This window comes from Thermoproteota archaeon (assembly GCA_030130125.1).
In the GTDB taxonomy this organism is placed as follows: domain Archaea; phylum Korarchaeota; class Korarchaeia; order Korarchaeales; family Korarchaeaceae; genus Korarchaeum.
Genome location: JARZZM010000052.1, coordinates 1 through 14,064 on the forward strand (window position 1 = coordinate 1; position 14,064 = coordinate 14,064).

General features: G+C 55.5%; 12 protein-coding genes. 7 read left to right on the forward strand and 5 right to left on the reverse strand.

Annotated features, from left to right (window positions below; all coding sequences use genetic code 11):
- Positions 1 to 61 precede the first annotated feature (61 nt).
- The 3 genes from QI197_07585 (at position 62) to QI197_07595 (ending at position 3,426) form a co-directional block, all read left to right on the forward strand.
- Positions 62 to 511, forward strand: a complete 450-nt coding sequence (locus tag QI197_07585; protein MDK2373220.1) for a hypothetical protein — start codon at positions 62 to 64, stop codon at positions 509 to 511.
- Between the two features lie 684 nt (positions 512 to 1,195).
- A complete protein-coding gene (locus tag QI197_07590; protein MDK2373221.1) occupies positions 1,196 to 2,254 on the forward strand; it encodes an Ldh family oxidoreductase in 1,059 nt (352 codons plus the stop codon).
- Between the two features lie 83 nt (positions 2,255 to 2,337).
- Positions 2,338 to 3,426: an ATP-binding protein gene (locus tag QI197_07595; protein ID MDK2373222.1), complete on the forward strand. Its 1,089-nt coding sequence runs from the start codon at positions 2,338 to 2,340 to the stop codon at positions 3,424 to 3,426.
- A 20-nt stretch (positions 3,427 to 3,446) separates the two neighbouring features.
- On the opposite strand, the gene QI197_07600 is transcribed toward QI197_07595, so the two are convergent.
- Genes QI197_07600 through QI197_07610 form a run of 3 tightly spaced genes read right to left on the reverse strand, consistent with a single transcriptional unit; the run spans position 3,447 to position 8,624 of the window.
- Entirely contained in the window at positions 3,447 to 4,967 is a 1,521-nt protein-coding gene (locus tag QI197_07600) for an alpha-isopropylmalate synthase regulatory domain-containing protein (protein ID MDK2373223.1), read from the reverse strand.
- A 46-nt stretch (positions 4,968 to 5,013) separates the two neighbouring features.
- A complete protein-coding gene (locus tag QI197_07605) occupies positions 5,014 to 7,560 on the reverse strand; it encodes a hypothetical protein (GenBank protein MDK2373224.1) in 2,547 nt (848 codons plus the stop codon).
- A 5-nt stretch (positions 7,561 to 7,565) separates the two neighbouring features.
- Positions 7,566 to 8,624: a DNA double-strand break repair nuclease NurA gene (locus QI197_07610; GenBank protein ID MDK2373225.1), complete on the reverse strand. Its 1,059-nt coding sequence runs from the start codon at positions 8,622 to 8,624 to the stop codon at positions 7,566 to 7,568.
- Positions 8,625 to 8,817: 193 nt separating this feature from the next.
- Here QI197_07610 and QI197_07615 point away from each other — a divergent pair, with 193 nt between their 5' ends.
- The 4 genes from QI197_07615 to QI197_07630 all read left to right on the forward strand — a co-directional run bounded on the left by QI197_07615 (position 8,818) and on the right by QI197_07630 (position 13,058).
- Positions 8,818 to 9,684 carry a hypothetical protein gene (locus tag QI197_07615; GenBank protein MDK2373226.1) on the forward strand — a complete coding sequence of 289 codons (867 nt, stop codon included), beginning with the start codon at positions 8,818 to 8,820 and terminating at the stop codon, positions 9,682 to 9,684.
- 12 nt (positions 9,685 to 9,696) lie between these two features.
- Positions 9,697 to 10,872 (forward strand): cation:proton antiporter, encoded by a 1,176-nt coding sequence (locus QI197_07620; GenBank protein MDK2373227.1) that lies wholly within the window; start codon positions 9,697 to 9,699, stop codon positions 10,870 to 10,872.
- Positions 10,873 to 10,934: 62 nt separating this feature from the next.
- On the forward strand, positions 10,935 to 12,764 hold the full coding sequence (locus tag QI197_07625) for an APC family permease (protein MDK2373228.1): 1,830 nt from the start codon (positions 10,935 to 10,937) through the stop codon (positions 12,762 to 12,764).
- Between the two features lie 36 nt (positions 12,765 to 12,800).
- Positions 12,801 to 13,058, forward strand: a complete 258-nt coding sequence (locus QI197_07630; protein MDK2373229.1) for an Lrp/AsnC ligand binding domain-containing protein — start codon at positions 12,801 to 12,803, stop codon at positions 13,056 to 13,058.
- A gap of 15 nt (positions 13,059 to 13,073) precedes the next feature.
- On the opposite strand, the gene QI197_07635 is transcribed toward QI197_07630, so the two are convergent.
- Together QI197_07635 and QI197_07640 are read right to left on the reverse strand one after the other, a co-directional pair.
- A complete protein-coding gene (locus QI197_07635; protein MDK2373230.1) occupies positions 13,074 to 13,529 on the reverse strand; it encodes an Lrp/AsnC family transcriptional regulator in 456 nt (151 codons plus the stop codon).
- Between the two features lie 59 nt (positions 13,530 to 13,588).
- Positions 13,589 to 13,966, reverse strand: a complete 378-nt coding sequence (locus tag QI197_07640; protein MDK2373231.1) for a class II SORL domain-containing protein — start codon at positions 13,964 to 13,966, stop codon at positions 13,589 to 13,591.
- Positions 13,967 to 14,064: the final 98 nt, after the last annotated feature.

The window sequence follows — 14,064 nt, forward strand, 5'->3', positions numbered from 1 at the left end:
TGGATAGATGGGAGTGATGTGAAAAGAGAGCTGTTAATAAAAAAGAATTAGACCATTAGATGTGCAGGTAGAGAGGATAAATGAATCCGGATATCGAGTCAGTGTCTCTGTGGAAGGAAGTCCTACGACCGCGACCCTGCACTACAACAAAGAGATCTCGATTGATGGAAGTAAATTGATCGATCTTTGCTCGGACAGCGGGAAGGTGGGTGTCATAGTAACGAAGAAAGGCTATGCGCCGGCTTCTTTTGAGGCGGAGGTGCCACACTGCAGAAAACACAAGCAGTTACCCAATGAGGCTGAAGTTGAAGGAGGACCCGATAAGAGGGAGACATCGAATGCTACCTCGGAGATTACAGTAACTGCCCTCACATCGAAGGAGATTGATCGATCTAAGAGCGTAGGATTAGACTATAGCGGGATCGTAGTCCTTCCCGTACTGCTCCTCGCGATAATCTTGGTCCTATCGATCATCAATATAAGGCGTGGTTCATGGGGACGTGGTAGCTAGGTTTCACCATGCACTAGTATTCCCCCTAATTTTGGTTAGAGGTGGACGACTGCTAAGCTTGCAACTCTAATTTGTCGGTCTGGTCCCTCTGTGATGTGATAAGTGAGACATCAGAGTTACTAACCACCATGGCCCCTTGGTAGGGGTATTGGTTAGTCATAGCGTAGGTAAAACAAGTCAATTATAGTGGTTATCTCCGCTTAAGAGAGTACAGAAATAGCTTAATTGAAGAAACAAGATCAATTTAAGCCGCAAGTAACTCGCCCCAATTCCACTTGGATTTTTGACTTATCATGTTGAGCTTCCGGGCTGTTCAAGCTGCATCGGGTCAAGAAGTAGTAGACGCGTTAACTCTGAGCTGGACGGGAGAGACTGCCAACTGAAAAGAAACATGGCATCGTTATTAGCACATAAGGTCCTTACTCACTAGCGCATACCTCGTAAAAATAGAAGAGCAGAAACATTGGATTGAATCCACATGATTTGTTTTGTTGTTTTTACGACGCAACCCTCTCTCTGCCCAGAGCGCGATGCCCTTGTCTACTTCAGCTTATTTGCAAGTCTGCCATCTCATCGGCCATTGAATAACCAACTTTTTTAGGATATTATGCAGCTGTATAATACGGGTGATTCCACCTGTCCTATGATAAGTCACCACCTGTTCCCCCAGAGGATTACTATATCGTGAAGTATGAGGACCTTATGGACTTCGTCACCTCCGTCTTCGTTAAACTGGGTGTGCCCGAGGAGCACGCCCGCTGGACGGCTGATAACTTGGTTACCGCCGATTTGAGGGGTATAAGCTCCCACGGGGTCGCGAGGCTGAAGAGGTATGTCGATGGGATAGTGAACGGCGCCGTGAAAACTCATCCGAACATTCAGGTCGTGAGGGAAGGTCCCGCCTACGCCTTGATTGACGGTGACTCAGGACTGGGTCAGGTTGTCGGCAGGAAGGCAATGGAGCTGGCGATAAAGAAGGCGAAGGAAGCAGGCATAGGTTTCGTGACCGTGAGGCTCAGCAATCACTTCGGCATTGCCGGCTACTACGCGATGATGGCCCTAGACCACGACATGATAGGCGTCACGATGACCAACGCTAGGCCCCTAGTGGCGCATACCGGTGCCTTAGGTAAGTGGATAGGGACTAACCCCATAGCGGTCGCTGCCCCAACGAAGACTCCACCTCCTTGGGTGCTGGATATGGCCACATCCATCGTACCGATAGGGAAGATGGAAGTATACACGAGGATGGGCAAGAAGGCCCCTCTGGGATGGGGTATTGATGCCCAAGGTAAGCTGACCGACGATCCCATGGTCATAAGGAAGGAAGGCGCTTTACTACCGCTGGGAGGTCTTGGCGAACTCTTCGGTGGTCATAAGGGTTACGGTCTTGCCGTGATGGTCGAGCTCTTCTCGGGCGTGCTGAGCGGTGCATCTCTGCTGAAGGATGTGGGCCAGACCGAGGGCCCGGGACCGAGCAACGTGGGGCATTTCTTCATGGCCATCAATATAGAGAGCTTCATGCCTGTGGATGAGTTCAAGGAGAGGATGGACTACATGATACAGAAGTTGAAGTCAGCACCGCTCCATCCGGACTTCAAGAAGATATGGGTGCACGGTGAGAAGAGCTGGCTCACCACCCAGAAGAGGCTGAAGGATGGTATACCCATCTACAAGAAGGTAATGGCTAACATGAAGGATGTGGCCGATCAGGTAGGCGTCGAGTTCCCCTGGAAGCTCTAATTAACCTAACCACCTTTTTCCTTCCATCCTCCTCCCGATCAATTTAATATCAGGGGGTGTAAGTTACTTTCAGGGGGTGTAAGTTGTATTTTTCACTAGGCGTGAAGTCCAAGAGGGAAGACTTCTACGACATGGAGGCCGAGCTGGATTCGCTGGAGTCGGAACTCCGCAGCTCAATCTCGAGGATGGTAGTGGTGAAGGGCATCAGGAGGACCGGCAAGTCGTCGCTTATGAGAGTTGCTCTGTCCGAGCTCGGCATGCCACATGTGCTAATCGATCTACGATTAGGTGGTTCGATCTCACCTGACGATATCTACTCCTACCTGTCGGAAGAGCTGGGAAAGCTCTTAGAAAGGAGGAAAGGTGTGAGGAAGTTCCTCTCTAAGATAAAAGAAGTGGAAATTGCCGGATTTCGTATAGAGATATCGAGAAGGTCGCTGTCAACTTTAGGAAAGCTGGTGAGCGCCCTTAATGAGTGGGCGGAGTCCGAGGGTACCTACTTGGTGATGGCGTTTGACGAGGCGCAAGATCTCCGGATCATCAGGGGTTTCCCGGAACTGCTCGCGCACATCTACGACTATAAGGAGAGGATCAAGCTGTTGCTGGCTGGGTCGGAAGTGGGACTCCTCGATCGATTACTTGGCAGGGGAAATCCCTCTTCCCCGTTATTCGGCCGAGCTTACGCGGAGATACTTCTCAAGAGGTTCTCCCGGGAGAGATCACTGGACTTCCTCATCAGGGGTTTTGAGCAGGTCGGGATGAGCCCTCCTGAGGGGGAACTGGAGGAAGCGGTGGGGAAGTTAGACGGGATCGTCGGTTGGCTCACCTACTATGGCTACCACCGGATGAGAATGAAACATGAGGATGCCCTGAGTAGGACGATCGATGAGGGAGCCTCCTTGGCCGCCCGAGAGCTGGAGAACTTCTTATCCACGAGGGGAGTGGCGAGGAAGAGGTACGTGGAGGTCCTCAAAATCCTTAAGAATCCCTCCAGGTGGTCGGACGTCAAGAGAGGCCTAACTGCCACGTTGGGAGTTAAGATAAGCGATAAGCAGATCTCCACCTACTTGAGGGAACTTGTGGAGTATGGATTCGTCGAGAAGAGAGATGGGCTGTATGAAATAGCGGATCCCCTCTTGGTGGAGGCGGCGAGGAGGGGGCTCCTCAGGTAGATAAGGGGTTGAGGGGAGGATCACTCCTTGATTTTGTTTATGGAGTCCTCTAGGGCCTTCAGCGATGCCTCGAGTATGTCTGGACTTGTTCCGCTGGCCTCCACCTCCCTCTTAGGCCCAAGGACCCTTATCAGTACCTCACCTATCGCGTCAGTCCCTGAGGAGATGGCTCTAAGCCTGAACCTCCTGAGTTTGAAGTCGGGGACGCCCTCGAGGGATCTCATTGTGTTCGCGAGCGCATCCACCGGTCCGACCCCGAAGGACGCGGCCCTGAGCTCCTTATCCCCAACTCTAGCCCTCACCTGAGCTGTGGGGGTCACGCCGCTTCCAGTCACGACCATCCACTCCAGCACCTCGAACCACTTGCCCCCGCCCTCGCCGAGCACCTCCTCCACTATGGACCTGAAGACACCCTCAGTTATCCTCACGCCTTTATCGGCCAGCTCCTTCACCTTGGCGAGTATCTCCTCCACATTGACCTCATCCACCTCGTAACCCATCTCCCTAAGGGTCTGCACCACGGCGGTCCTGCCCGACAGCTTGCCTACGATAAAGCGCCTCCTCCTACCGACCTCCTCGGGAGGGACGAGCTCGTATGTGGAGGGATCCACCGATATCGCGTGGACATGAACGCCTGCCTCGTAGGTGTAAGTGAGCGGACCGACTATCGGGGCGATCTCGTATATGGGCACTCCGCTCAATCTCTCTACGAGCTCGCTCACCTCAGACAGGAGCTGAAGCTGCACACCTGTCTCTACCTTCGCGAGCACTTTGAGAGCGACCGCGACCTGTTCTAAGGGGGCCAGTCCCGCCTTGGGACCGAGCCCATTGACCGACGTGTGAACCTGATCGGCTCCAGCGAGGACAGCGGCCACGGAATTTGCGGTAGCCATTCCCAGATCGTTGAAGAAGGCCACGCTTATGGGCTTGGTGAGGTGCTTCTTTGCCTCCCTGACCATGTTAGCGGCTCCCTCCGGCATGAGCGCGCCCACGGAATCGGTGAGATTTATCCTGTCGGCTCCAGCGTCCTCGGCACTCTTGCAGAGCCTCCAGAGGAAGCCCGGATCGGCCCTAGAAGCGTCCTCGGCGGTGAACTCAACCACGGCTCCTCCCGACTTCGCCTTGCTCACCGAGTCCACCACGTGATTTAAGGCTTCCTCATAGCTCATCCTCAGCCTCTTCTCGAGGTGGAGCTTGCTCGCGGGCATGAAGATGTGAACGCAGTCCGCTTCAGTCTCCAAGGCAAGTTCCACATCTGTTGGAAGGGCCCTAGCCAAGGCGCATATCTCTGCGGAGAAGCCAGCTCTGGATATGCGCTTAACGGCCTTGACCACTTCGGAAACAGCCTTTCTCTCGCCCTCGGAGGCAGCGGGGAATCCGGCCTCTATCACGTCAACGCCGAGGGCGTCGAGGTTCATGGCTATCTCCATCTTGGCTTGGGTTGAGAAGGATATGCCCGGGACCAGCTCCCCCTGACTAAGGGTCGAGTCGAATATCCTGACCCGCCTCGACCCCTCTGGAATGGGGTTGAACGAACTCATAGGGCTTAGGCCGTTCCGTTCTATAAAAAGTGAGCATGTTAAAATTTTATCCGTGCATGCGCGCCCAGGCCTCCTCCGGAGGCCTCGAGGCCTTCGCCGGTAGACTCACCACTTCCACCTCCACCTGCACCGGGAAGGGTATGGGGCTGGCCATGCCCCACACCAAAGCTTCGTGGTCGGAGAGCATCGCCAAGTAATTGGAGAGATCCTCCGCCTCAGTGTACTTCATGATGGCCTCCTGATCGTTCCCGTTCCTCAACCTGAAAGCCGCCACCGTGTTGGCCTGGCTGATCACGCTCTTGCTCACGTAGGCTGGCCTCTGGGTCACCACCACGAACCCCAAGTTGTAGCCGCCGGCTTGGCTTATCGCCTCTATTAGGGCTTGGGCCGCTCCCGCCTCGTAGGGATCCCCCACTATGGTGTAACCCCTCTCTGGGACTAGATACTGGGCTTCCTCTATGACCACGATGAGAGCGAAGTCCCCCTCGTTCTTTCTAGACACGGCGTGATTGGTGAGCCTCCTTACCATCTCCCTGACCACGTAAAATTGGTCCTCATACCTAGTGTCTGAGGAGAAGTCCACTATGACGAGCGGATTCTTCACTACCTCCTCGACCACGTCGAGGCCCCCGCCTCCAGCTACTAGGTTGGGGAACTCCCTCCTCAACCTCGCCTCCACTTCGGCCACGAGTGAGGATTTGACCTTCATCTCCCTCGCTATCCTCCTGAGCGCCCTGATCAGGGATCGGAGATCCGGCTCCTCGCCCTCGCTCATGGCCTCCTCAGCCGCTAAGAGCACGAGCCTGTGGGAGAGGGTTCCCTGCCTGTACCCCAACCTCCTCGCCACATCAGCAGGCCTGGCCAGACCGTGCTCGGGGAGGAAGGCCGAGTAGTCGTAGATCACGGCTCCTCTCTTCGCCAACCCGACGTACTCTCCCCTCCTGTCTAGCACGAGGAAACTAGGCCTAGGATGGAGCTGCGATGACTTTGAGATGAGGCTGGAGACGAAGCTACTGTTGTGGGCGAAGATCCCGTTGGCGAGGAAGTTCTGGGCCCCCGGCACATCAAGATCGTAGACGAACTCGTGTCTGGAGTACAGCCTCCCGACCCTCACCACCCTCTCCAAGTCGACCCACCCCTTCTGAATGATACCTTCAGCTACCTTGGTCTCCCTCCTCGGATCTCCGAGCGTTAGAGCCCCATCTGTCTCCTCCACGAACATGTGCGGCATCTCCAGCTTGTCCCTGAGCATGGCAGCGGTGACCGGATCCAGCTTCAGCCCCCTCTCGCACATCTCTAGAGTCGTTACCCCGACCAATGAGAGCAGTATGGAGGCCGTGAGGATCCTGTCCTCGCTCTCCATCATCACCACGGACTTACCGTTCATGTAGGGGAGGAGCCTCCTGTAGAGGTACTCCTTGAGGGCGCTGGGCAGGGGATACAGGAAGGAGCCAGTGAAGTGCTGGTGGCTCATCGGGAGGTTGAGGACCGAAGCCAGTCCCTCCGCCACGGCGTCCATGAGAGGCTCCGATCTGACGCGTATCGCGGCCCTGCCCATGGTCTCGCAGTCCACTCCTGCCTCCATGCATGCAACTCTCACGTCTGCGGGCGATGAATCCATTATGAGGACCCCTCCCTCGAAGTAAGGGATCCCAGAGGCTAGGGCAATGCCTACAAGCCTGTCCATGTACATGCTGGTGGGCTTGGGCTTCGGTAGGGGAGCCCCCCTAGGCACTATCAGGTACTTGCTCCTCATGGCCATGAGAGTCTTGGGCTTGACGGGTATGACGCTCGTCCCATCTGGGGTGACGAGCAGGCTGTGGTCCTCGGTGACCCTGATCCTCCTCCCAGTGGCCGTCTCGATCTCGTATATCTCCTTGTCGTTCACATGCCTCAGAGCGCCTGCTATGGGTCTCCACTCGGGCCTCATCCCAGGGCCCAAGGTGAGGGTCTCCCACCCCCACCCTCTCATGTCCACTATCCCCCTCCTAGCCCTCCTTGGGAGGTAGGGGTCCACGAACTTCCTTATGGGGCCTAGGAAGTACTTCCCCTTCTCCCTGTTGAAGAGGAGGACGATCGTGTCCTCGGTAACGCTCTTCCCGCTCCTGGTCATCCCAGTCACGAACATGTGGCCCCTGGCCACCGAGGCGAGGTCCAAGTGGAACGGGACCGGCGTTCCCTTGACCCTCCCTATTCTCACGGGTAGGCCCCTACCATTCCCCGACCCCAAGAAGGAGATCAGATCAGATCTAGATGGCCGCCTGACAGGCGAAAGGGTTGATGGAGGGGCCTCCAGCCCCCTTACCCTGCCACTCTCCGGGTCTCTGTACCCCAGGACCTCACTCTCCACTATCACGTACTCCAGCTCACTGCTATAGTCCGAGAGGAGTCCCGAGCTGCTGGCGAGGAGACCCGTCCTTCCCAGATCCACTTCCTCATTCATGGTCTGGATTTCCCTAACCCTTAAGAAGACGGGAACTCCCTTCCAAGGATGGTCGACCACGTAAAAATCCCCCATTCCAACTCTGGCCCCCTTCAGGACCACGAACATGATCCTTCTGGGGGTGGAGCGAGAGATCACGTGGCCGACCACATCGTTCAATCGCTCTCACCCCTCTGAAGGGAGAACATCGCCACCCTATCCGGGTCCCTGCAGCCCATCTCCGAGAGCATCATCCTGTAGATGAGGGAGGCCTGCCTATCGGTCAGTTTGGAGAGCCTATCCACAGCTATCAACGGGATGGGGAGGCCCGTAACAGGTTCGGAAACACTATAGAGGATGTTGGCCAACCATTCAGAGTCGTCGAGCGCGTACTCCGGAAGATCCATCCTCGTGGGTTTGGAACCTCTCCTGAGGAACACGGACCAAGGCCTGTAGGGCCTCGTGTCGTCCAGCCAAGTGAGGACATCCTCCCACCTGGGGTTTATGGGAATCGGCCCCAAGGCCTCGCCTTCTTTGAGCAGGCTGGAAGCGAGCATTGAGTCGGAATAGCCGCTTAACCCGAGCCATCCAGAGATGTACGAGCTCCTGATCCTCTTGACTATCCCTACCACGATCCTCTCCATGGATCTGGCTGTCCTCAAGAGCTCCCCAAGAGAGCGGAGGGTCGCATCGTAGACCTCGTAGTAGGCCCTGGTGTGGGCTCTTCCCCTAGGCCCGTAGTAATTCCTGGGGAGGAAGAGGGGACCGTCCAAGATGAGGACATCTGACCTCTCCAAGAGGGTTATGCCCAGCCTATACATGAGATAGTAGCCCAGAAGGGAGGAGAACTTGGAGCCCTCCTCGTCATCGAAGTAGGACTTGGGGGGCTTCACCGTAGCCACCACCGGATCGCCGTCCTTCATCGTCCCGATAAACACCGCACCTACTGCCACACTCACCGGCTGGTAACCTAGGATCAGGTCCTTCCCATTAGCTCCAGCGTCCACAGCGGCTATCCTCACTGAGGAGGCATCTTCCCCCCTTAGCTCGAAGATGGGGAGCACATCCCTAAGCTTTGGAGCGAGTTCATCTACCCTCTTGATGATGTTGGAGAGGTTCTCGGCGAGATCTGATGCTATACTTCTCAGAAGTTCGTGGTACCTCCCATAGGGTCCAATCACCGGATCGAGCCCCTCGCCAGCTAGCCTGTATCTCCTGCCCGATCGGTTTGACATGGCGCTATCAATGTGATGCATAAGTTTTCCTTTATAACCATTAAGTGGTACTATTACAGTAATTTCGCATTGGGTAAGAATAAATTTTGTATTCAAAACCGCCCTACACATATAAGAAATGGGTTTTCTTATTAAAGCCATTTGCTGAAATCATAAAGGTTATAAGTTATCAAAATTTATTTTGATGATTCCGATGGAGGTGGGGGGCAGGAGCTCCGGACTTGAAAGGCTGGAGAAGGTCCTGAGCAGGAGCGCTGAGAAGGCTATCGATCTTTCCGATTCCTTTTACCTCTTGGTCGCCCCTACCTCCACAGATTTCAGGATGTTCGAGAGGCTCGTAGCCGATGACCTCAGGATGATCAGGTTCGCCTTCCTGATCAGGGATGGGCTGATAGGAGAGGGTTACGAGGAGTTCCGGAATAAGCTAGAGCTGATAAATTCCACCGAAAGCGTCGTGGAAGAGGAACTTCCCTCACTGGATCAGCTCACTGTGATATCCTCAATGGTGGGGCTGGCCAAAAGGATCAGGAAGATCAACTCCTCAGGAGGTCAGAGGAAGCTGAGGATCTTGGTCGTATGCTCCGGATTCCTCAAGATCCCTCTCTTTCACCTGGCTCTCTATCTAAACGCCAGGGCCATAGAGCTGGACGAGGCCGGGTACAGGGAACTGATAGCCTACCCAACCTGGAAGCTGAACGAGGTCTCCCTCGCCATACTTTACGCGGTCAGCAGGCTCGAACAGGCTGGCGTGCTCGCATCCCCCCAAACCCTAATAAAGTATGTGAAGATCAGGAACAAGATGAGGAAGAGGGGAGATAAGGGGGTAGAGGACGAGAGGTCAAAGATCGTAAGTTTGGATTACTACATCAAGCGTTACTTCGAGGATAGCGAACTCTTGGTGAAGGAGAAGGTGCCTGACACGAAGAGGGGGGTTTACTACAGGCTCACACCTCTGGGCAGGAAGGTCGCTCAACTGGTAGAGGCGCACATGCTTTCCATGGACGAGGAGCTCTCCAAGTACGTTGATCTGGAGGCGCTGGACCGCTTAACCGCTCGTTGAAGGGGATAGTCCTTGGCGTCGGAGATAGTTCAGCTGGCTTTGTTGGGAGTCCTCGCCATTATCTGCCCACTCATAGCCAGAAAAACGGGAGTCCCCTGCGTCGTCGTGGAGATAGCCATGGGGATCGTGATAGGGCGGTCCTTCCTGAACTTAGTGCAGCCAGATCTCCCTTGGTTCTCGTTCCTCTTCGATTTTGGCCTTATATATCTGCTGTTCCTGGCCGGGCTTGAGGTGGAGCTCGAGTTCCTCAAGGAGAACTTCTTCACCTCGCTCTTAGTGGGCACTGCCGCTACCTTGGTGCCCTTCCTGATGGGGTACGCCCTAGGAAAGGCGATCGGAGTGAATCCCTGGCTTATAGGCGTAGTTTCCTCTACCACCTCCGTGGGCGTAGTCCTCCCGACGGTGCTTGAGATGAGGCATCTGCTGGAGGTAGGAGGACACAGCAACCCCTCCTTCTCCGATCTGCTGCTCGGGGCGACCGCTGTCTCGGACATGCTGAGCATGTTCCTACTCGCCTTCTTCGTGGAGGGCTCGAATCTCTCCATGGACACCATCTGGGTCCTCTTACTCCTCTTCCTAGTCCTTTATCCTTCCTACAAGCTGATAAAGGCGTACTCCAGGCTGACTGAGAAAGTTCAGACCCTAGAGAGGAGGTACCACTTCTCCACGAGGCTCAGCATGGTCCTCATGATAATATTTGCTGCCATGGCCGAGGCCTCTGGGGTTCACGGGGTGATAGGTGCCTTCTTCGCTGGCGTCTTGGTATCGGAGCTCATATACTCCAGTGAGTACCTACTCAGGAACCTAGCTTCCTTCGGATATGCTCTCTTCCTCCCAGCGTTCTTCCTCCTGACGGGGGTGAAGGTAAACGTGGTTGACGCGATCCTGAAGACGAATCTATGGCTCCTTCCCGGACTCATAATCTTGAGCCTGCTGGGAAAGGTTCTGGGTGTTACCGTATCTGCGAGGAACGTCCTTGGGATCAAGAGATCCGTGGTAATGGGTACAATAATGTGGGCCAAACTGAGCCTCGTCATAGCAGCTGCTGAAACAGGATTGAGGCTGGGAACAATAGATGACGTCCTTTACTCTTCTCTGGTACTTTACTCTCTCGTCACTGCCTTTGGAGCTCCCTTCTTGGCCAAGTTCCTAGTGAACAGGTGGGCCACGGGCAGCGAGCCAGAGTAGGATGTTAATCCTTTTAATAATGGGCTTCCGTTCGAGCCGAGCATGGGCGGTCGGGTGGGGGAGTGCGGAGGGAGAGGCGGGAGGAGAGGGTAGCACTAAAGAGGGACATAGGCTGGTTCGGCTCCTTCTCCATGGGTTACGCCGATGTCGGGGCCGATATATACGTCGCGCTTGGACTCGTGGCCCTCTACGCAGCTGGTGGCTCGCCCCTTGCATTCGCGCTGGCGGCGATCCTTTACGTTGCGACGGGCCTCAGCTACGCCGAGCTGGCCTCCACTTACCCCTACGCTGGAGGTGTTCAGATCTACTCCATGAAGGCCTTCAACGACCTCGCCGGCTTCGTGGCCGGGTGGATGATGCTCCTAGCCTACACCGTGGATATAACCCTTTTCGCCATGGCTTCAGCGGGGTATCTGAGCTACTTCATCCCCTCGATAGGTGAATTTACGCAGGTGGGCCCCTTCCACGTCGGAAACCTCGTCATCACCACTCTCACGATGATCTCCTTCCTCATTATCGTGAATATAATAGGGGTCAAGGAGTCGTCTACCCTTAACGAGATGATGGTCGTACCCAGCCTACTAGTTCAATCAGCCATCCTCCTTTTGGGTTTCCTCTTCAACTTCTCCCTCCCCCTTTTCCTCTCTCAGATCACCCAGATAGGCTCCCCCCACCCTCTCGACGTCTCTTACATACCCTTCATGGATCTGAGGAGCCAGAACTTCATCTACGGGGTAACGCTGGCGATGAGCTCGTACGTGGGCATAGCCTCCATCGCACAGGCTGCTGAGGAGACGAAGAGGCCCTACAGGTGGATCCCCTTGGCGACCAAGCTCTCGGTCCTGATGGTCCTCGTGTACGCCTTAGGCCTCTCGGTCCTCAGCATGGGGATGCTGCCTTGGGAGCATCTGGCTAGAGACCTAGAGAGCCCTCTGGTGACAATGGCGAGGCGAATAGCCTACGTGGGCGAGCCTCTGGCCTACCTCGTGGCGTTCACCGGCTTCACGGTCAACCTAGCATCAGCGAACACCGGGGTGGTTGGCGTCTCCAGGATAGTCTTCTCCATGGCGAAGTACAGCCAAATGCCTTCTTGGTTCAACCAGATCCACCCTAGGTTCAGGACCCCCACTCGATCCATCCTCTTCTTCGGCGGGATAGGGATGGCCCTCACCTTCCTCGGCGGTCTTGAGAAGGTCGCCGACCTCTACACCTTCGCCGCCCTAATCACCTACGTGTTCGTCAATCTATCCATCCTCCGACTCAGGAAACTGGATCGAGAGGCTTATAGGCCCTGGAAGAGTCCCACCGTTCTAGACAAGCCCCTGACCGGCGTCATTGGGAGCATCGCTGCCCTGATAATACTGATGCTCATGGTGGTCTTTCACCCGATCGGGAGGAGCTTGGGCACGCTCTGGCTCGCTGCGGGTCTCCTTCTCTACTCCGCCTACAGGAGGACTAAGGGTCTCCCAGTGATGGGACGCCTCCACGCCGATGAAGTGAGGCCAGCCGCTTACAAGATGGAGGTGCTGGCCATAGTCCCCCCGGGCATACCGGCAGAGGTGGTAGCCAAGGTCCTGATGGAGTACTTCGATAGGAGGCACAGGCTCTTCCTCACCGACCTGGTGTCAGCAGAGGATTTGGAGGAGATGCGTCAGCTCGAAGAGCTTGCCCTCTCCCACTTGGAGGAGGCGGCCTCGATCCTCAGGAGGAGGGGTTACGAGGTGACGGTGTTCGTGGTCAAGGGGGACGAGAGCTCCTTGGCGGAGGAGGCAGAACCCTATGACTTCGTCGCCGTGTTCGGGAGGGGTAAGTTAAAAGGTAAAGCCTACAGGCTCCCGAGGACCCTCTTGGAGAGGGTGAGGGGCAGACTGGTATTCATGAGGGTCAGGTAGGATGGGATGAGGTGAGATGAGGAGGGTGGGGATGGCATGACCTTAGTGATCGTGAGTATAAGGGTGGAGAGCAAGCTCCTAGACAAGGTCACCGAGGCTCTGAAGGAGTATCCCGAGGTCGTGGACCTGTACGAGGTGACCGGCGAATTCGATGTAGTAGCTGTGGTAGAGGCCGAGAACACCGTGGAGTTCAGGAAGTTCCTGAAGGACAAGCTGCTGAAGGTGGAGGGGGTCGAGGCGACCCACTCGGTGGTAGTCCTTTACACGCATAAGAGAGGAGGGAAGGTGCTCTGACATGCCTGACTGGAGTCAGCACCTGGCCTTCAGCCTCTGGGTTATGACTGCAGGGCAGACCCTCGTAACCCCCTTCATCTTCGAGATCTCAGCCAAGATCTCATCCATCTCCTTGCTGTCCCTGGCCCAGATCTCCAGCATGATGGAGTGATCCCCAGCGGTGATCCAGGCCGACTTGACGTACTCCCTACTGGTCAGTTCTCTGGCCACCCTTATCAGATCGCCCGGCTCCACGTCCACGCCGGTAAGGGAGACTACCGTGTACCCTAAGGCAGAGGGATTGACCTTGACCGTGTACCCCCTGATTATCCCGGCCCCCTCAAGCTTCTTGATCCTCTTCCTAACCGCGACGTCGCTTATCCCCAGCTTTTTCCCTATCTCCTTCAGGGACATCCTACCGTTAGCTAACAGGTACTCTAGGATCTGCCTGTCCTTAGCGTCGATTCGCACGTCTAACTCAGAGGTTAGCATGATGGACACACCTTATGGAGGCGGTAAATCCAATAAAAAGATGATGGGAAATTCGTGAATCACTGGACCTTGATCTCTTTGGAAGCCTCCCAGAGACCGTGGAGGTTGCCGTAGCTTATCACCCAGAGCTTCGAGTTCTTCTGAAGCTTCATCCTGAACTTCACTTTGGGTTCCCCGTAGGTTGGGCCCATGTCGAAGGTTGCGACATGAACGGGGTTGTAGGGTCTGCCCTCCTCCTCCACGAAGACTTGGACCCACTTGATGTGGTGCTCCCACTTGTTGGGATGGGGCACCTCCTTCCCCACTATAACAGTGACCTCGAATTCCTCCCCAACCTTCACGGTATCAGGGGCCTCTATGAAGGGAGTGTGCTTCTCTCTAGTAGCCTCCTCCTCGTGGGAGGCGGTCTGTATCATATCACCGAACCTCTCGACCATACACATCACCTCCTCATCCACCGCTCACAGACCCTCCAGCACGGTAGTGACGAAATCATGATGCTGCTCTTCAGCCTCCAATATCGTCCTAAGAAGCC